Source organism: Streptomyces aurantiacus JA 4570, from assembly GCF_000414115.1.
Taxonomy (GTDB): Bacteria; Actinomycetota; Actinomycetes; order Streptomycetales; family Streptomycetaceae; genus Streptomyces; species Streptomyces aurantiacus_A.
The window spans coordinates 1-18,506 of record NZ_AOPZ01000139.1 but is presented as its reverse complement, the minus strand read 5'-3'; the positions used below and the strand labels follow the sequence as shown (position 1 = coordinate 18,506).

Below are 18,506 nucleotides of genomic sequence, written 5' to 3'. Positions count from 1 at the left end.
GGCCGCGATCGACGGTGCGGCGGGGCCGACGGCGCCGGAGGGGACGTTGGGCCGCACGGGTGGCTTACGGCGCCCACCCCGCCGTGTCGCAGCCCAGCGCAGCGCCCCGTCGCCTTCAGTGGATGCGATAGATGTGATCAACTCCATATTTCCCCCGAAATGCCGCCATACGTGCACCAACACGTACAGAGCGCAAACACCACCAGCCCCGGCCGCCCTCCGCCCCGCCGCCCGGCAGGGCACCGCGCCCGGGCAACCCCCGGAGGTACCCGTCATGCCCCACGACCGCGCCAGGCCGCGACCGGTCCGCCCGGCGGCCACGGCCCGATCCGCCGTGTTCCTCGCCGCCGGAGTCCTCGCGCTGCCCGCCCTCGCCGGGTGCGGCTCGGGCGACGAGTCGGGCACCGCCACGGCCGCGCAGGACATCGCGCCCGCGGCCCGTGACCTGGTCGCCGACGGGGGCACGGTGAAGTGGGCGGTCGACGACCTGCCCGAGACCTTCAACTCCTTCCAGTCCGACGCCGACGCGGCGACCAACCGCGTCGCGGGCGCCGTACTGCCGTCGATGTTCCGCCTCGACGAACGGGGCAGACCCGAGCGCAACGCCGATTTCCTGGAGTCCGCGGAGATCGTCGAGCGCGAGCCGCAGCAGGTCGTGCTCTACAAGCTGAACCAGCAGGCGGTCTGGAGCGACGGCCGCGAGATCGGCGCCGACGACTTCGCCGCCCAGTGGCGCGCCCTGTCCGGCAAGGACAGCGCGTACTGGACGGCCCGCAACGCCGGCTACGACCGCATCGGCAAGATCGAACGCGGCGCCAACAACCTGGAGGTGCGGGTCACCTTCGACAAGCCGTACGCGGACTGGCGCTCCCTGTTCTCGCCGCTGTACCCGAAGGAGGTCATGGGCACCCCGGACTCCTTCAACGACGGCGCGCGCACCAAGCTCAAGGTCACCGCGGGCCCCTTCGCCCTCAAGGACGTCGACCGCGACGCCGGTGAGGTCACGCTCCAGCGGAGCCCGCGCTGGTGGGGCAACCCCGCCAAGGCGGACAAACTGGTCCTGCGCTCCGTACCGCGCGACCAGCGCGCCGCCGCGCTCGCCGAGGGCAAGGTCGACGTGGCCGACATCGACGCCGACGAGGCCGGCCGCATCACCCTCGCCGCCCGCGACAAGAGCGGCCGGGGCCCGCTCACGCACGGCCCCGGCGCGCGCCTCACCCCCGCCGGGGCGCTGCGCTCGTGGGCGCTCGCGCACGGCTCCGACGAGGAGGCCGCGGAGAGCGAGCAGCTGGCCCGCGCGAAGACCCACAAGGCCGTCAAGCGGTACGCCGAGCAGCAGGCGGGCCTGCGCGGCTACGTGGTCCGCAAGTCCCTCGAACCCGCCTACACCCAGCTCGCCCTCAACGGCGCCGCCGGCCCGCTCGCCGACGACCGGGTCCGCCGCGCCGTGGCCCGCGCCCTGGACCGCGGCCAACTCGCCGAAGCGGTCCTGAAGCCCCTGGGGCTGCCCGCCGAGCCGGTCGGCAGCCATCTCGCGCTCGCCGGGCAGGAGGCGTACGCGGACAACAGCGGCGCGCTCGGTGACCAGGACACGGCGGAGGCGCGCGCCCTGCTCGCGGACGCGGGCTGGACGCCCGGCGCGCTCACGGAGAGGAAGGAGAAGGGCCGGGACGGGGAGGAAGAGGAGACGGCGGGCGGCGAGGCGGGCGCGCAGGACTCCGAGGACACCTCGGACTCCGGCTCCGGCTCCGGCTCCGACTCCGGCTCCGACTCCGACTCGGGCTCCGACTCGGGCTCCGACTCCGACTCCGACTCGGGCTCGGGTTCCGATTCCGATTCGGACCGCGGCTCCGGCTCAGACTCGGACTCGGACTCAGACTCGGACTCCGGCTCCGACAGCGGCTCCGGCTCCGACGACGGCACCTACATCGTCGGCGAGGACGACCCGAAGCCGGGCGCCGACGACCGGAACCCGGCCGCCAAGGACGGCGGCCGGTCCGCCGCCCGGGCCGACGACCACAAACCCGCCGAGGCCGGCGTCTCCGTCCTCGCCCCCGCGCCGGCCGCCGCCTACCAGGAGGCCGTCCTGCTCCGCCAGGCCGACGCGCTCGACTCGCGCCGCGAGGCCGACAAGGAGCAGAAGCGGGACCCCGGCGGGAAGGCCAAGAGCAAGAAGCAGGCCCAGGGCGGCGCCCCCGGCGCGTACGCCCCCAAGGGCACCGCCGCCCCGAAGGGGGCCGCCAAGGGCGCCGCCGCCGGCCCGCTCGCCAAGGACGGCAAGGCGCTCACCCTCCGCTTCGTGCTCCCCTCCGGGGCGGGCTCGGAGTCGCTGCGGGCGGTCGCCGACCGGATCTCGCGGATGCTGCAGCGCATCGGCGTCCGTACGGAGATCTCCAAGGTCGCGGACGAGAGCTACTTCAAGGACCACATCGCGTCCGGCCAGTACGACCTGGCGCTGTACTCCTGGCCCGCGTCCGCCTTCCCCGCCACCGACGCCCGCCCGATCTTCGCCAAGCCGGTGCCCGCGGCGGACGGCTCCCTGAACGTGGAGCAGAACTACACCCGCGTCGGCACCGACCACATCGACCAGCTCTTCGACCAGGCGCTGGCCGAGCTGGACGAGTCCGAGAACCGCTCCCTGGTGAAGAAGGCCGACGCCCGCATCTGGGCGGCGGCGGGCTCCATCCCCCTCTACCAGCGCCCCCAGCTGGTGGCGACCCGCACCACCCTCGCCAACACGGGCGCCTTCGGCTTCGAGACCCCGGTCTACCAGGACATGGGCTTCCTCAAGCCGGGAGCGAAGGCGAATAAGAGCCCGTCGAGGGGGTCCCTCCCTGCTCATTAAGAGCTTGGGGGAGATTGAGGACGAGCAAGGCCGAAGGCCGCGATCCACGGCCACCCCGACCGCCGGAAGCAGCCTCGCCGGAGGCCCCCGCAGTGCGCCTCCGGCGAGGACCCGTAGGATGGGGTAAGGCCGTGGCACGTCTGCCCGGCAGTGCACGCGTACGAAATGGACGTACGCGTCGCCGTCCAAGCCTCCCGGGAGAAGCGCACCTCGCATGCCCACGCGCCACGACATTCGTAACGTCGCCATCGTCGCCCACGTCGACCACGGCAAGACGACCATCGTCGACGCCATGCTCAAGCAGGCGGGCGCGTTCGCCGCGCACGCCGCCGAGTCCCTCGACGACCGCATGATGGACAGCAACGACCTGGAGCGTGAGAAGGGCATCACGATCCTGGCCAAGAACACGGCCGTCAAGTACCACCCGAAGGATGGCGGCGACGTCATCACCATCAACATCATCGACACCCCCGGCCACGCCGACTTCGGTGGCGAGGTCGAGCGCGGCCTGTCGATGGTGGACGCGGTCGTCCTCCTCGTCGACGCCTCCGAGGGCCCGCTCCCGCAGACGCGCTTCGTGCTGCGCAAGGCCCTGATGCAGCGGCTGCCCGTCATCCTCTGCATCAACAAGACGGACCGTCCGGACTCGCGCATCGACGAGGTCGTCAACGAGACGTACGACCTCTTCCTCGACCTGGACGCGGACGAGGACCAGATCGAGTTCCCGATCGTCTACGCCTGCGGCCGTGACGGCGTCGCCTCGCTGACCAAGCCGGAGGACGGCACGGTCCCGGCCGACAGCACCAACCTGGAGCCGTTCTTCACCACGCTCCTCGAGCACGTCCCGGCCCCCGAGTACGACGAGAGCGCGCCCCTCCAGGCCCACGTCACCAACCTGGACGCCGACAACTTCCTCGGCCGCATCGCGCTGCTCCGCGTCGAGCAGGGCGAGCTGCGCAAGGGCCAGACCGTCGCGTGGATCAAGCGCGACGGCTCGATCTCCAACGTCCGCATCACCGAGCTGATGATGACCGAGGCCCTCACCCGCAAGCCCGCCGAGAAGGCCGGCCCCGGTGACATCTGCGCGGTCGCGGGCATCCCGGACATCATGATCGGCGAGACGCTGGCCGACCCGGAGAACCCGATCGCGCTGCCGCTGATCACGGTCGACGAGCCGGCCATCTCGATGACCATCGGTACGAACACCTCGCCGCTCGTCGGCCGCGGTGGCACCGGCAAGGGCGCGGACGCCAAGGCGGCCGTCAAGGACCGCAAGGTCACCGCCCGCCAGGTCAAGGACCGCCTGGACCGCGAGCTGATCGGTAACGTCAGCCTCCGTGTCCTGGAGACCGGACGCCCGGACGCCTGGGAGGTGCAGGGCCGCGGTGAGCTGGCGCTCGCCATCCTGGTCGAGCAGATGCGCCGTGAGGGCTTCGAGCTGACCATCGGCAAGCCGCAGGTGGTCACCCAGGAGATCGACGGCAAGACGCACGAGCCGGTCGAGCGCATGACCATCGACGTGCCCGAGGAGCACATGGGCGCCGTCACGCAGCTCATGGGCGTCCGCAAGGGCCGGATGGACAACATGTCCAACCACGGCTCCGGCTGGGTGCGCATGGAGTTCGTCGTCCCGTCCCGCGGCCTCATCGGCTTCCGTACGGAGTTCCTGACGAACACCCGCGGTACGGGCATCGCGCACTCCATCCACGAGGGCCACGAGCCGTGGTTCGGCACCCTCCAGACGCGCAACAACGGCTCCCTGGTCGCCGACCGCTCGGGCTCGGTCACGCCGTTCGCGATGATCAACCTCCAGGAGCGCGGTGTGCTGTTCACCGAGCCCGGCACCGAGGTGTACGAGGGCATGATCGTCGGTGAGAACTCGCGCGCCGACGACATGGACGTGAACATCACCAAGGAGAAGAAGCTCACCAACATGCGTGCGGCTTCCGCGGACAACACCGAGAACGTGGTGCCCCCGCGCAAGCTCTCCCTGGAGCAGTCCCTGGAGTTCTGCCGCGACGACGAGTGCGTCGAGGTGACCCCGGAGGCCGTGCGCATCCGCAAGGTCGTCCTGGACCAGAAGGAGCGCGGCCGCGCGGCTTCGCGCGCCAAGCACGGCTAAACGTCCACGCGGCGAATGAGGCCGGTTTCGCCCACTCTCCGGAGTGGGCGAAACCGGCCTTTCGCGTTGCGCAGGGCGATACGGTGACGCCACGGCACGCGCGCCCAGGCATCGCCAACGCCCGCGCGGCAACCGGTTTTCGGCGTCGATCTGTCCGGAATGCGGACTCCGCTGACCGTTAGATGTGTAACACGTCCGTTTCGCAACCATCTATCTAGGATCGGTTTGTCCGGATTTTGGAAGTTGTACGTGCCAGGTGTGATTGAACCGAGACCAAAAGGGTGTGGTCGGGCCGTACCTCATGGCTAATAGTTGACCGCGTATAGCTCGGGTCAATGGGTCACGCGCTGTGGGGAGCGCCGACTCACGAGCACACTGGGGTATTCGATCAACGCCGTCAGGGGTGACGGCGCGGTCTCTCGTACCCCCTCTCGTTGTGAACAAGTGGACTCATGAGGAGGAACCCCATGCGTGGTGCCAAGAGCGCCAAGTGGGTCGCGATAGCCGGTGTTGTGGCGCTGACCGCTACCGCCTGTGGTGGCGGCGACGACAAGAAGAGCAGCGGCAAGGTCGACCCCAAGGGGATCGTCAGTTACGCCAACGGTGAGCCGCAGAACGCCCTGCAGCCGTCGAACACCATGGAGGCGTACGGCAGCGTCGTCATCGACGCGCTCTTCACCGGCCTTGTGCACTACGACAAGCAGGGCAACATCACCTATGAGAACGCCGAGTCGGTCACCCCCGACAAGGCGAACAAGGTGTGGACCGTCAAGCTGAAGCCGGGCTGGAAGTTCCACAACGGCGAGCCTGTCACCGCCAAGTCGTACGTCGACGCCTGGAACTGGGCGGCCGACCCGGCCAACGGCCAGCAGAACAGCTCCTGGTACCGCGACATCGTGGGCTACGACAAGGTGCACCCCGAGAAGGGGAAGGCCAAGGCGAAGGCCATGTCCGGCCTGAAGGTCGTCGACGAGAACACCTTCACCATCACGCTGAACAGCGGCATCCCGTACTACGCGTACAAGCTGGTCTACAAGCCGTTCTTCCCGCTGCCCTCGGCGGCCCTGAAGGACCCGAAGAAGTACGGCGAGGCGCCGGTCGGCAACGGCCCGTACAAGTTCAAGAGCTGGCAGCACAAGAAGTCGATCCAGGTCACCGCCTGGTCCGGCTACAAGGGCAAGGACAAGCCCAAGAACGGCGGCATCAACTTCAAGGCGTACACGACGCCGAACGCCGCGTACCAGGACCTGCGGTCCGACAACGTGGACACGATGCCGCTGATCCCGGACAGCGAACTCGCCAACTACAAGAACGACTTCGGTGACCGCGCGATCACCGAGGACTTCTCGGCGCTCAACACGATCAACCCGGCCTTCTACACGAAGCAGTGGAAGGACATCGACGTCAAGGTCATCCAGGGCCTGTCGATGGCGATCGACCGCGAGACCATCGCCAAGACCACGTTCTACGGCACCCGCAAGGCCGCCTCCGGCTGGGTCGCCAGGGGTGTGAAGGGCTACAAGGCCGACGCCTGCGGCGAGTACTGCAAGTTCGACCCGAAGAAGGCCAAGCAGTTCGTCAAGGACGGCGGCGGCGTCCCCGGCAACAAGATCTCCATCCAGTACAACGCCGACCAGCCGCACAAGGGCTGGGTCACCGCGGTGTGCAACGACATCCAGAAGAACCTCGGCGTGAAGTGCGTCGGCGACCCGGTGACCGACTTCCAGGCGGACACGGAGATCCGTGACCAGAAGAAGGTCAAGTCGATCTACCGCTCCGGCTGGGTGCTCGACTACCCGTTCAACGGCAACTTCCTCGGTGACCTGTACGGCACCGGTGTCGACGGCAACAAGGGCGGCTTCTCGGACAAGAAGTTCGACGAGCTGGTCAAGAAGGCCGACAACGCCAAGACCATCGAAGAGTCGGCCGACCTGTACAACCAGGCCGAGGCCGAGCTGAAGAACAGCTTCCCGGGCATCCCGCTCTGGTACAACACGACCAACTCCGCGTACTCCAACAACGTGAAGAACGTCGAGTTCGACCAGGCCGGTGACCCGATCCTCTCCGAGGTCGAGGTCTTCGAGAAGTAGCAGTCGCCGGAGTTCCGTTCCCGTGAAGCGACGCCCGGCGACCCCGGGCGTCGCTTCCGGACGGCTCTCCGCAATGGACGGAGGCACCAATGGGGCGCTACGTCGCGAGGCGACTGCTCCAGATGATCCCGGTCTTCATCGGGACAACCCTGCTGATCTTCCTGATGGTGAACGTCCTCCCCGGCGACCCGGTACGGGCGCTGTGGGGCGACAAGCCGCCGGACCCCGCGCAGGTGGCGCAGATCAAGCACGACCGCGGCCTGGACCTGCCGCTGTGGGAGCAGTATCTGCACTACATGAAGGGCCTGTTCCAAGGGGACTTCGGCAACACCATCGCGGGCAACCGACCCATTCTCGACGAGATCACGCAGGCTTTCCCGGTCTCGATGCGTCTCGCCGTCATGGCGTGGACGTTCGAGCTCGTCGTCGGCATCACCCTGGGCGTGTTCGCGGGCATCCGGCGTGGCCGCATCGTGGACAACACGGTGACGATCTTCACGCTTCTTGTGATCTCCGTGCCGATCTTCGTGGTCGGCCTGCTCTTCCAGCTCTACATGGGCAACGAGTGGCAATGGATCACACCGACGGTCCAGGACTCCGAGGACATGGGGCAGTTGGTGGTCCCCGCCCTCGTGCTCGGCATGGTCGGCCTCGCCTATGTCGCCCGGCTGACCCGCACCTCCATCGCGGAGAACCGCTCGTCGGACTACATCCGGACGGCGGTGGCCAAGGGGCTGCCCAGGAAGCGCATCGTCACCCGGCACCTGCTGCGCAACTCGCTGATCCCGGTGGTCACCTACCTGGGCACGGACATCGGCACGCTGATGGGCGGCGCGGTCATCACCGAGGGCATCTTCAACGTCACGGGCGTCGGCAACCTGCTCTTCACCTCGCTGGCCCGCCGTGAGGGCGCGGTCATCGTCGGCATCGTGACCGTCCTGGTACTCGTGTACCTCCTCGCCAGCCTGCTCGTCGACCTGCTTTACGCGGTCCTGGACCCGAGGATCCGTTATGCCTGACCTGACCAAGACCTCGACCACGGACGAGGCGGCAGCGGCACAGGACGAGGTCGTGGCCGGAGCCCCGGTCTCCGCGACGCCCGCGCCCGGCAAGCCCCGCAGCCTCTGGGGCGACGCCTGGCGGGACCTGCGGCGCAACCCGCTGTTCGTGATCTCGGCTCTGCTCATCGTGGTGCTGCTCTTCGTGGCGGCCTTCCCCGGCATGTTCACCGACGCGAACCCGGAGACCGGCGACCAGGCGAAGCACTTCCTGGGCAAGCCCGAGCTGGGCCACTTCTTCCAGGCCGACTGGTTCGGTTACGACGGCACGGGACGCAGCATCTACGCGCGTGTCCTGTTCGGCGCGCGGAACTCCATCGTGGTCGGCGTCGGCGTGACCCTCCTGGTCACGCTCTTCGGCGGCCTGGTCGGCATGCTGGCCGGCTACTTCGGCGGCTTCTGGGACAGCCTGCTCTCCCGGATCACCGACGTGTTCTTCGGCATCCCGTTCCTGCTCGGCTCGATGGTGGTGCTCAACGGCTTCACCGACCGCACCGTCTGGGTGGTGATGGGGGCGCTCGCCTTCCTGGGCTGGACGCAGATCGCCCGAGTGATGCGCGGCGCGGTCATCACGACCAAGCACGCGGACTACGTGGTGGCGGCGCGGGCACTCGGCGCCGGGACCAAGCGGATCCTGTTCCGGCACATCCTGCCGAACGCCGTGGCTCCGGTGATCGTCGTCGCGACCATCGCGCTCGGTACGTACATCGTCGCCGAGTCGACGCTGTCCTACCTGGGACTCGGGCTCGGAGGGGGCGCCATCTCCTGGGGCGGCGACATCTCCGACGGCACCCAGTTCATCCGGAACAACCCGCACGTGCTGCTGTTCCCCGCCGGAATGCTGAGCATCACCGTGCTGGCGTTCATCATGATGGGTGACGCCGTACGCGAAGCCCTCGACCCGAAGCTGCGCTGAGGGAGGCGTACGTGACGATCACAGAGAAGACCGCGGACGTTCCCGCCCCCCGCTCGGGCGAGGAAAAGAGCGGCCGGCTGCTCGACGTGAAGGACCTGCACGTCGAGTTCCACACCCGTGACGGTGTGATCAAGGCCGTGAACGGTGTCAACTACAGCGTGGACGCGGGCGAGACGCTCGCCGTGCTCGGCGAGTCCGGCTCGGGCAAGTCCGGGACAGTCCGGCTCGGGCAAGTCCGTGACCGCGCAGGCCATCATGGGCATCCTCGACATGCCGCCCGGAAAGATCCCGCAGGGCGAGATCCTCTTCCGGGGCCAGGACATGCTGAAGATGTCCAACGAGGAGCGCAGGAAGATCCGCGGCCGCAAGATCGCGATGATCTTCCAGGACGCGCTGAGCTCCCTCAACCCGGTGCTGAGCGTGGGCTACCAGCTCGGCGAGATGTTCCGGGTGCACGAGGGCATGGGCCGCAAGGAAGCCAAGGCCAAGGCCATCGAGCTGATGGAGCGGGTGAAGATCCCGGCCGCCAAGGAGCGGGTGAACGACTACCCGCACCAGTTCTCCGGCGGTATGCGCCAGCGCATCATGATCGCGATGGCGCTCGCCCTGGAGCCGGACCTGATCATCGCCGACGAGCCGACCACGGCCCTCGACGTGACGGTCCAGGCCCAGGTCATGGATCTGCTCGCCGAGCTGCAGCGCGAGTACAACATGGGGCTCATCCTCATCACCCACGACCTCGGTGTGGTCGCGGACGTGGCGGACAAGATCGCCGTCATGTACGCGGGCCGGATCGTGGAGACGGCCCCGGTGCACGAGCTCTACAAGCGCCCGGCGCACCCGTACACGCGCGGTCTGCTCGAGTCGATCCCGCGCCTCGACCAGAAGGGCCACGAGCTCTACGCGATCAAGGGCCTGCCGCCCAACCTGCTGAAGATCCCGTCGGGTTGCGCGTTCAACCCGCGCTGCCCGAAGGCGCAGGACATCTGCCGTACGGAGGTCCCGCCGCTCGTTCCCGTCACGGAGCAGGACGGCGCGGAGCTCACGGGCCGCGGCAGCGCGTGCCACTTCTGGAAGGAGACGATCCATGGCTGAGGAGCCCAAGAAGGACGCCGCGGACGTCACGGACGCCACGCCGAGCGTCTCCGAGGTGGAGACGGTCGACGCGGCGACGCCGGAAGAGGCCGTGGCCGCGATCGAGGCCCCCGTCGAGCGTGGCGAGCCGATCCTCCAAGTCCGCAATCTGGTCAAGCACTTCCCGCTCACGCAGGGCATCCTCGTCAAGCGCCAGATCGGCGCGGTGAAGGCGGTCGACGGAATCTCCTTCGACCTCTACCAGGGCGAGACGCTGGGCATCGTGGGCGAGTCGGGCTGCGGCAAGTCGACGGTCGCGAAGCTGCTGATGACCCTGGAGCGGGCCACGGCGGGCGAGGTCTTCTACAAGGGCCAGGACATCACCAAGCTGTCCGGCCGCGCCCTGAAGGCGGTCCGCCGGAACATCCAGATGGTGTTCCAGGACCCGTACACCTCGCTCAACCCCCGTATGACCGTCGGGGACATCATCGGGGAGCCGTTCGAGATCCACCCCGAGGTGGCCCCGAAGGGCTCGCGCCGCCAGAAGGTCCAGGACCTCCTGGACGTGGTGGGCCTCAACCCCGAGTACATCAACCGCTACCCGCACCAGTTCTCGGGCGGTCAGCGCCAGCGCATCGGCATCGCGCGCGGCCTGGCGCTCAACCCCGAGATCATCATCTGCGACGAGCCGGTCTCGGCCCTGGACGTGTCCGTCCAGGCCCAGGTCATCAACCTGATGGAGAAGCTCCAGGACGAGTTCAACCTGTCCTACCTCTTCATCGCGCACGACCTGTCGATCGTCCGGCACATCTCGGACCGCGTGGGCGTGATGTACCTGGGCAAGATGGCCGAGATCGGCTCCGACGAGCAGATCTACGACCACCCGACGCACCCGTACACGCAGGCGCTGCTCTCCGCGGTGCCCGTCCCGGACCCGGAGGCGCGCGAGGGCCGCGAGCGCATCATCCTCACCGGTGACGTGCCGTCCCCGGCGAACCCGCCGTCCGGCTGCCGCTTCCGCACCCGCTGCTGGAAGGCGCAGGACAAGTGCGCGGAGGAGATCCCGCTGCTCGCGATCCCGGAGCGCTTCGCGGGCCAGGACACGCCTGCCGCCCACGAGTCGGCGTGCCACTTCGCGGAGGAGAAGGACGTGGTGCACGCGGCGTAGCGCGGCGAGTTCGTCGTACGTCAGTGGGGGCGCCCCCGGCCTGATCCGGCCGGGGGCGCCCCCCTCCGCGTACGCGTCCGGGTCAGACCGGCACGGCCTCGATGACCGCGGGGAACGCACCGGTCTCGATGATGCGGGTGAGGGTGAAGCCGGCCCGCTGGAACAGGGAGCTGAACTCGTCCTCCGTGCGTTCGAGGCCAGTGACGACGCTCAGCATGATGATGTCCACGACCTTGCTGAGGTCGGGGTCGTTGCCTTCGGGCATGACGGTGTCGACGACCAGGAGGCGGCCGGAGGACGGGATGACGGCGCGGACGTTGGCGAGGATGCGCAGGCTCTGTTCGTCGTCCCAGTCGTGCAGGATGTTCTTGAGGATGTAGAGGTCGCCGCCCTCGGGGACCGCCTGGAAGAAGTCCCCGCTCTCCACCCGCCGGCGGTCCGCGAGTTCCTTGTCGTCGAGCAGGTGCCCGGCGACGGTCTGCTCCTGGTCGAAGAGGACACCGGTGAGCCCGGGGTGGCGCCGCAGGACGGCCCGCAGGAGCCCGCCCCGGCCGCCGGCCACGTCCACGACGGTGCCGCTGTCGGGGAACGGGTAGGCCGCGGCGACGATGTCGTCGACCGGGCCGGAGAAGGCCGACATGCCCTTGTCGAAGCTCTGCTGGGCCTCGGGGTGGTCCGCCAGGTACGCGAAGACCGGCGTGCCGTAGGCGATCTCGAAGCCGGGGCGGCCTGTGCGTACGGTCTCGTCGAGGGCGGCGAACGAGCGCGCCATCAGCTCGCCCGTGCCGAAGAGGACGCCGTCCCGCAGGGAGCCCGGGACCTCGCGCAGGGCGCCCGCCATGGGCGTCAGCTCGAACACGCCGGGCTCCGTCTCGCGGAAGACGCCCCGGCTCGCGAGCAGCCGCAGCACCCGCCGCAGCGAGGGGGCGTGCACCTCGGAGCGCCGGGCGAGCTCGTCCACCGGCAGCGGCCCCTCCGCGAGGTGGTCGGCGACGCGGTGGACGGCGACGGCGCGCAGTGCGGAGGAGAAGAGGGTGCCGAAGAGAAGCCCCATCAGCTCTATGGCTTCCTCGGGAGCCGGTGTGGCCTGCCCGTGGGGTTGATCCTGGTGGGCGGAGGAGTCGGCCGGAGTGGACGAACTGGTCAACGCATGACTCCCGTCCTGGACTGGGAAATGCCTCGGCCAGCGTGGCAGCGCGCGGATCTCCGTGTCACGCGCGATCCACCCCCGGGGTCGAAGTCAGGCCAGTGCCCCCGCCCACCCGCCCCACCCCTCCGGCCTCACGAGCCGCGCCCGCCCCGCCCGGCCTCGTCAGCGCCGCCAAGATGTGGCATCCGGATGGCCTCCGCCTCGTACGGGTGGGGTAAATATGCGGTTGGAGCGTTCTGGCGCGATATTTGGCGATACGTGTGCCAGATCACTCCGAGGAGGCAAGCCATGCGTGGAGCCACGCAGGCCAAGTGGGCCGCATGTGCGGTGGCCGTCGCGCTCGCGGCGACGGCCTGTGGGGGCGGGGGCGGCGGTGGTGGTGGCGACGGCTCCGGGATCGTGGGGTCCTCCTGGGGAGATCCGCAGAATCCGCTGGAGCCGGCGAACACGAACGAGGTGCAGGGCGGCAAGGTCCTCGACATGCTCGTGCGGGGGCTGAAGCGGTACGACCCGAAGACCGGCGAGGCGAAGGACATGATCGCCGAGTCGATCGACACCAAGGACTCGCAGAACTTCACCGTCAAGATCAAGGACGGGTGGAAGTTCAGCAACGGGGAAGCGGTCACCGCCAAGTCGTTCGTCGACGCGTGGAACTACGGGGCGCATCTCAAGAACAACCAGAAGAACGCCTACTTCTTCGGGTACATCGAGGGGTACGACAAGGTCCACCCGGAGAAGGGGGACGCGAGTGCGGAGACCCTGTCGGGGCTGAAGGTCGTCGACGAGAAGACCTTCACCGTGAAGCTCACGCAGAAGTTCTCCACCTGGCCCGACACCCTCGGCTACCCGGCCTACGCTCCGCTGCCCAAGGCGTTCTTCGACAACCACGACGCCTGGCTGTCCAAGCCGATCGGCAACGGCCCGTACACCGTGAAGTCGTACCAGAAGGGCTCCAAGATGGAGCTCAGGAAGTGGGACGGCTACAGCGGGGACGACAAGGCGCAGAACGGGGGAGTCGACCTCAAGGTCTACACCGACAACAACACCGCCTACACGGACCTCATGGCGGGGAACCTGGATCTCGTCGACGACGTTCCGGCCTCGCAGCTCAAGAATGTGAAGAGCGATCTCGGGGACCGGTACATCAACACCCCCGCCGGGATCATCCAGACCCTCGCGTTCCCCTTCTACGACAAGAAGTGGGACAAGGCGGGGTCGGAGAAGGTCCGGCAGGGGCTCTCCCGCGCCATCAACCGCGAGCAGATCACCGACACGATCTTCCAGAAGACCCGCACGCCCGCCAAGGACTGGACCTCGCCGGTGCTCGGCAAGGACGGCGGCTACAGCGACAGCGTCTGCGGCGACTGGTGCGAGTACGACGCCGACGAGGCCAAGAAGCTGGTCGAGGAGGGCGGCGGCATCCCCGGCGGCACCCTGAAGATCTCGTACAACGCGGACACCGGCTCGCACAAGGAGTGGGTGGACGCCGTCTGCAACTCCATCAACAAGGCGCTCGGCAAGAGCAACGCGTGCGTCGGGAACCCGATCGGCACCTTCGCCGACTTCAGGAGCCGGGCCTCGCAGCAGAAACTGGACGGCGCGTGGCGCGCGGGCTGGCAGATGGACTACCCGCTGATCCAGAACTTCCTGGAGCCGAACTACTACACGGACGCCTCGTCCAACGACGGCAAGTACTCCGACAAGGAGTTCGACAAGCTCATCAACGAGGCCAACGGCGAGACGGACACCGCCAAGGCCGTCACCAAGTTCCAGGACGCCGAGAAGATCCTCGCCAAGGACATGCCCGCCATCCCGCTCTGGTACCAGAACGGCAGCGCCGGCTACTCGGACCGGGTCTCGGACGTCTCGCTGAACCAGTTCAGCGTGCCGGTGTACGAGGCGATCAAGGTCAACTGACCCCGGATCACCGCCAGCCACCCCGCTACCTCCGGAGCGAGCCCCCATGGGTCGTTATGTGATCCGGCGTCTGCTGCAGATGATCCCGGTCTTCTTCGGCGCCACGCTGCTGATCTTCCTGATGGTGAACGTGATGGGCGACCCCATCGCGGGCCTGTGCGGCGACCGCAAGTGCGACCCCGCGACGGCCGCCCAGCTCAAGAAGGAGTTCGGCCTCGACAAGCCCGTGTGGCAGCAATACGCGACGTACATGGGCAACGTCTTCACGGGGGACTTCGGCACCGCCTTCAACGGGCAGAAGGTCACCGAGCTGATGTCGACGGCGTTCCCGGTGACGATCCGGCTCACCCTCGTCGCCATCGTCTTCGAGATCGTCATCGGCATCACGCTCGGCGTCGTCACGGGTCTCAGGCGCGGCAAGCCCATCGACACGGTGGTGCTGCTCCTCACCCTGATCGTCATCTCCGTACCGACGTTCGTGACCGGTCTGCTGCTCCAGCTGCTGCTCGGCGTGGAGTGGGGCGTCATCAAACCCTCGGTGTCGTCCGAGGCGACCGTCGACGAGCTGATCGTGCCGGGGCTCGTCCTCGCCTCCGTCTCGCTCGCGTACGTCACCCGCCTCACGCGGACCTCCATCGCCGAGAACCGGCGCGCCGACTACGTACGCACCGCCGTGGCCAAGGGGCTGCCGCGACGGCGCGTCATCACCAGGCACCTGTTGCGGAATTCACTCATCCCGGTGGTCACCTTCATCGGCACCGACGTCGGCGCGCTGATGGGCGGCGCCATCGTCACCGAGCGGATCTTCAACATCCACGGCGTCGGCTTCCAGCTCTACCAGGGGATTCTGCGGCAGAGCACCCAGACCGTGGTCGGGTTCGTGACGGTGCTCGTCCTTGTCTTCCTGGCGGCGAACCTGATCGTCGACCTGCTGTACGCCGTACTCGACCCGAGGATCCGCTATGCCTGAACCCCATGACCCCGCGGAGGGGGCCATCGCCGGGACCGGCGCGGGCGGCGCGATGGACCTCGCCGCGAGCGAGGCGACAACGCTGGCACCGGGGGAGCCCGGCGGCCCCGGCGGCACCGGAGCCGGCGCCCCCGCCCGCAGCCTGTGGTCCGACGCCTGGCGCGACCTGCGCCGCAACCCGGTCTTCATCGTGTCGGGCCTGATCATTCTCTTCCTGGTCCTCATCTCGCTGTGGCCTTCCGCCATCGCCTCCGGGGACCCGCTGGACTGCGACCTCGCCAACGCCCAGAAGGGCTCATCGCCCGGTCACCCCTTCGGCTTCGACGGCCAGGGCTGCGACGTTTATACGAGGACGGTGTACGGCGCCCGCGCCTCGGTCACCGTCGGCGTGTGCGCCACCCTCGGTGTCGCGCTGCTCGGCAGCGTCCTCGGCGGGCTCGCCGGGTTCTTCGGCGGCGCCTGGGACGCGATCCTCTCCCGCATCACCGACGTCTTCTTCGCGATCCCGGTCGTCCTCGGCGGTCTGGTGCTGCTGTCCGTGGTCACCAGCAACACCGTCTGGCCGGTGATCGGCTTCATGGTGCTGCTCGGCTGGCCGCAGATCTCCCGCATCGCCCGCGGCTCGGTGATCACGGCGAAGCAGAACGACTACGTGCAGGCCGCCCGCGCCCTCGGCGCCTCCAACTCGCGGATGCTGCTGAGGCACATCGCGCCCAACGCCGTCGCGCCGGTCATCGTCGTCGCGACCATCGCACTCGGTACGTACATCGCGCTCGAGGCGACCCTGTCGTACCTCGGTGTCGGTCTGAAGCCGCCCACGGTGAGCTGGGGCATCGACATCTCCGCCGCGTCCCAGTACATCCGCAACGCCCCGCACATGCTGCTCTGGCCCGCCGGCGCCCTGGCGATCACCGTGCTCGCGTTCATCATGCTCGGCGACGCGGTGCGCGACGCCCTCGACCCGAAGCTGAGGTAGGCGCCCATGGCAACCGAGGCCCCCACGGCGGCCGACGCCCCCATGCTGCTCGAAGTGCGTGATCTGCACGTGGAGTTCAGGACCCGCGACGGCGTCGCCAAGGCCGTCAACGGCGTCGAGTACGGCGTGCGCGCGGGCGAGACGCTGGCCGTGCTCGGCGAGTCCGGATCGGGCAAGTCCGTCACCGCCCAGGCCATCATGGGCATCCTCGACATCCCGCCCGGCCGCATCACCTCCGGCGAGATCCTCTTCCAGGGCCAGGACCTGCTGAAGCTCAAGGAGGACGAGCGGCGCAGGATCCGCGGTGCCGGGATGGCCATGATCTTCCAGGACGCGCTGAGCTCCCTGAATCCGGTGCTCAGCGTCGGCGACCAGCTCGGCGAGATGTTCGTCGTGCACCGGGGGATGTCCCGCAAGGACGCGCGGGCCAAGGCCGTCGAGCTGATGGACCGGGTGCGCATTCCGGCCGCCAGGGAGCGGGTCACCCAGTACCCGCACCAGTTCAGCGGCGGCATGCGCCAGCGCATCATGATCGCCATGGCGATGGCGCTCGAACCGTCCCTGATCATCGCCGACGAGCCGACGACCGCGCTGGACGTCACGGTCCAGGCCCAGGTCATGGACCTGCTCGCCGAGCTCCAGCGTGAGCTGAACATGGGCCTCATCCTGATCACCCACGACCTGGGTGTGGTCGCCGACGTGGCCGACACCATCGCCGTCATGTACGCGGGCCGCATCGTCGAGAAGGCCCCCGTCCACGAGATCTACAAGGCCCCCGCCCACCCGTACACCAAGGGTCTGCTCGAGTCGATCCCGCGCCTCGACCAGAAGGGCCAGGACCTCTTCGCCATCAAGGGCCTGCCGCCCAACCTCATGAACATCCCGCCCGGCTGCGCCTTCAACCCGCGCTGCCCGATGGCCCAGGACATCTGCCGCACCGATGTCCCGCCGCTGGCCAAGGTCACGTACGAGGGACTGACGGCCGAGCGCCGCAGCGCCTGCCACTTCTGGAAGGAGACCCTCCGTGGCTGAGCCCATTCTCGAAGTGCGGGGGCTCGTGAAGCACTATCCGCTCACGCAGGGGATTGTGATCAAGCGTCAGATCGGCGCGGTGAAGGCCGTCGACGGCGTGGACTTCGACCTCGGCAGCGGGGAGACGCTCGGCATCGTCGGGGAGTCCGGGTGCGGGAAGTCCACGGTCGCGAAGATGCTGGTCAACCTGGAGCGGCCGACCGCCGGTGAGATCCGCTACAAGGGCGAGGACATCACGAGGCTGTCCGGGCGGGCGCTGAAGGCGGTGCGCCGGAACATCCAGATGGTGTTCCAGGACCCGTACACCTCGCTCAACCCCCGTATGACCGTCGGGGACATCATCGGGGAGCCGTTCGAGATCCACCCCGAGGTGGCCCCGAAGGGCTCGCGCCGCCAGAAGGTCCAGGACCTCCTGGACGTCGTCGGCCTCAACCCCGAGTACATCAACCGCTATCCCCACCAGTTCTCGGGTGGCCAGCGGCAGCGCATCGGCATCGCGCGGGGGCTCGCGCTGCGGCCCGAGGTCATCGTCGCGGACGAGCCGGTGTCCGCGCTCGACGTGTCGGTGCAGGCGCAGGTCGTGAATCTGCTGGAGCGGCTGCAGAGCGAGTTCCGGCTTTCGTACGTGTTCATCGCGCACGACCTGTCGATCGTGCGGCACATCTCCGACCGGGTGGGGGTCATGTATCTCGGGCGGATCGTCGAGGTCGGCTCGGACGCGGAGATCTACGAGCATCCGACGCATCCGTACACGCAGGCGTTGCTGTCGGCCGTTCCTGTGCCCGATCCCGGGGCGCGGGAGCGTCGTGAGCGGATCATTCTGAGCGGGGACGTGCCCTCGCCCGCGAATCCGCCCTCCGGCTGCCGCTTCCGCACCCGCTGCTGGAAGGCGCGGGAGCGGTGCGCTCTCGAGGTTCCGGCCCTCGCCGTTCCGGCGGAGTTCCGGGGCCTCAGTGGGCCTGCGGCGCATGATTCGGCGTGCCACTTCGCGGAGGAGAAACACGTGGTGCCGTAGGGGCGGCGACCCCGCCCCCGGGGGCTCCGCCCCCCCCGTATCGGCCTGAACGGCCTCGTCCTCAAACGCCGGACGGGCTATTTCTCACCCGCCCGCCCTTTTCGCCCCTCGGGCGGAGTGCGGGGGGCGGCCACCCCGTAGCCCTTCGGGGGGAGTTGGGGGGGGCGGGTGAG

General features: G+C 68.6%; 12 protein-coding genes and 1 pseudogene. 12 read left to right on the top strand and 1 reads right to left on the bottom strand.

Annotation, left to right across the window (positions count from 1 at the left end):
- Positions 1-274: 274 nt before the first annotated feature.
- From STRAU_RS15625 to STRAU_RS15595, 7 genes and pseudogenes are all read left to right on the top strand, one after another.
- Positions 275-2,845: an ABC transporter substrate-binding protein gene (locus tag STRAU_RS15625; protein WP_052029102.1), complete on the top strand. Its 2,571-nt coding sequence runs from the start codon at positions 275-277 to the stop codon at positions 2,843-2,845.
- 214 nt (positions 2,846-3,059) lie between these two features.
- Complete coding sequence (typA, locus tag STRAU_RS15620; RefSeq protein WP_016641299.1) at positions 3,060-4,967, top strand: translational GTPase TypA; 1,908 nt, start codon at positions 3,060-3,062, stop codon at positions 4,965-4,967.
- A 467-nt stretch (positions 4,968-5,434) separates the two neighbouring features.
- On the top strand, positions 5,435-7,057 hold the full coding sequence (locus tag STRAU_RS15615; RefSeq protein WP_016641298.1) for a peptide ABC transporter substrate-binding protein: 1,623 nt from the start codon (positions 5,435-5,437) through the stop codon (positions 7,055-7,057).
- Positions 7,058-7,146: 89 nt separating this feature from the next.
- Positions 7,147-8,076 carry an ABC transporter permease gene (locus STRAU_RS15610; protein ID WP_016641297.1) on the top strand — a complete coding sequence of 310 codons (930 nt, stop codon included), beginning with the start codon at positions 7,147-7,149 and terminating at the stop codon, positions 8,074-8,076.
- Positions 8,069-9,031: an ABC transporter permease gene (locus STRAU_RS15605; RefSeq protein ID WP_016641296.1), complete on the top strand. Its 963-nt coding sequence runs from the start codon at positions 8,069-8,071 to the stop codon at positions 9,029-9,031. The genes STRAU_RS15610 and STRAU_RS15605 overlap by 8 nt, the downstream gene beginning before the upstream one ends.
- Positions 9,032-9,042: 11 nt before the next feature.
- Positions 9,043-10,126: pseudogene (locus tag STRAU_RS15600) on the top strand (ABC transporter ATP-binding protein).
- Entirely contained in the window at positions 10,119-11,273 is a 1,155-nt protein-coding gene (locus STRAU_RS15595) for an ABC transporter ATP-binding protein (protein WP_016641294.1), read from the top strand. The pseudogene STRAU_RS15600 and the gene STRAU_RS15595 overlap by 8 nt, the downstream one beginning before the upstream one ends.
- Before the next feature lie 82 nt (positions 11,274-11,355).
- Here STRAU_RS15595 and STRAU_RS15590 read toward each other — a convergent pair whose 3' ends face one another.
- Positions 11,356-12,420, bottom strand: coding sequence for a methyltransferase (locus tag STRAU_RS15590; protein WP_016641292.1), 1,065 nt, complete (start codon positions 12,418-12,420; stop codon positions 11,356-11,358).
- A 291-nt stretch (positions 12,421-12,711) separates the two neighbouring features.
- On the opposite strand from STRAU_RS15590, the gene STRAU_RS15585 reads away from it, so the two are divergent.
- The 5 genes from STRAU_RS15585 to STRAU_RS15565 are packed head-to-tail and all read left to right on the top strand — an operon-like array spanning position 12,712 to position 18,333.
- On the top strand, positions 12,712-14,340 hold the full coding sequence (locus tag STRAU_RS15585) for a peptide ABC transporter substrate-binding protein (RefSeq protein WP_037659701.1): 1,629 nt from the start codon (positions 12,712-12,714) through the stop codon (positions 14,338-14,340).
- 46 nt (positions 14,341-14,386) lie between these two features.
- A complete protein-coding gene (locus tag STRAU_RS15580; RefSeq protein WP_037659699.1) occupies positions 14,387-15,310 on the top strand; it encodes an ABC transporter permease in 924 nt (307 codons plus the stop codon).
- The gene (locus STRAU_RS15575; protein WP_016641289.1) at positions 15,303-16,286 is read left to right on the top strand and encodes an ABC transporter permease; all 984 of its coding nucleotides are present in this window, start codon (positions 15,303-15,305) and stop codon (positions 16,284-16,286) included. Before STRAU_RS15580 ends, STRAU_RS15575 begins: the two co-directional genes overlap by 8 nt.
- 42 nt (positions 16,287-16,328) lie before the next feature.
- Complete coding sequence (locus STRAU_RS15570; protein WP_016641288.1) at positions 16,329-17,318, top strand: ABC transporter ATP-binding protein; 990 nt, start codon at positions 16,329-16,331, stop codon at positions 17,316-17,318.
- On the top strand, positions 17,311-18,333 hold the full coding sequence (locus STRAU_RS15565; protein ID WP_037659698.1) for an ABC transporter ATP-binding protein: 1,023 nt from the start codon (positions 17,311-17,313) through the stop codon (positions 18,331-18,333). Before STRAU_RS15570 ends, STRAU_RS15565 begins: the two co-directional genes overlap by 8 nt.
- Positions 18,334-18,506: the final 173 nt, after the last annotated feature.

Coding starts and splice junctions, on each gene's coding strand:
- STRAU_RS15625 (WP_052029102.1), top strand. CDS start 275: ATGCCCCACGACCGCGCCAGGCCGCGACCGGTCCGCCCGGCGGCCACG.
- typA (WP_016641299.1), top strand. CDS start 3,060: ATGCCCACGCGCCACGACATTCGTAACGTCGCCATCGTCGCCCACGTC.
- STRAU_RS15615 (WP_016641298.1), top strand. CDS start 5,435: ATGCGTGGTGCCAAGAGCGCCAAGTGGGTCGCGATAGCCGGTGTTGTG.
- STRAU_RS15610 (WP_016641297.1), top strand. CDS start 7,147: ATGGGGCGCTACGTCGCGAGGCGACTGCTCCAGATGATCCCGGTCTTC.
- STRAU_RS15605 (WP_016641296.1), top strand. CDS start 8,069: ATGCCTGACCTGACCAAGACCTCGACCACGGACGAGGCGGCAGCGGCA.
- STRAU_RS15595 (WP_016641294.1), top strand. CDS start 10,119: ATGGCTGAGGAGCCCAAGAAGGACGCCGCGGACGTCACGGACGCCACG.
- STRAU_RS15585 (WP_037659701.1), top strand. CDS start 12,712: ATGCGTGGAGCCACGCAGGCCAAGTGGGCCGCATGTGCGGTGGCCGTC.
- STRAU_RS15580 (WP_037659699.1), top strand. CDS start 14,387: ATGGGTCGTTATGTGATCCGGCGTCTGCTGCAGATGATCCCGGTCTTC.
- STRAU_RS15575 (WP_016641289.1), top strand. CDS start 15,303: ATGCCTGAACCCCATGACCCCGCGGAGGGGGCCATCGCCGGGACCGGC.
- STRAU_RS15570 (WP_016641288.1), top strand. CDS start 16,329: ATGCTGCTCGAAGTGCGTGATCTGCACGTGGAGTTCAGGACCCGCGAC.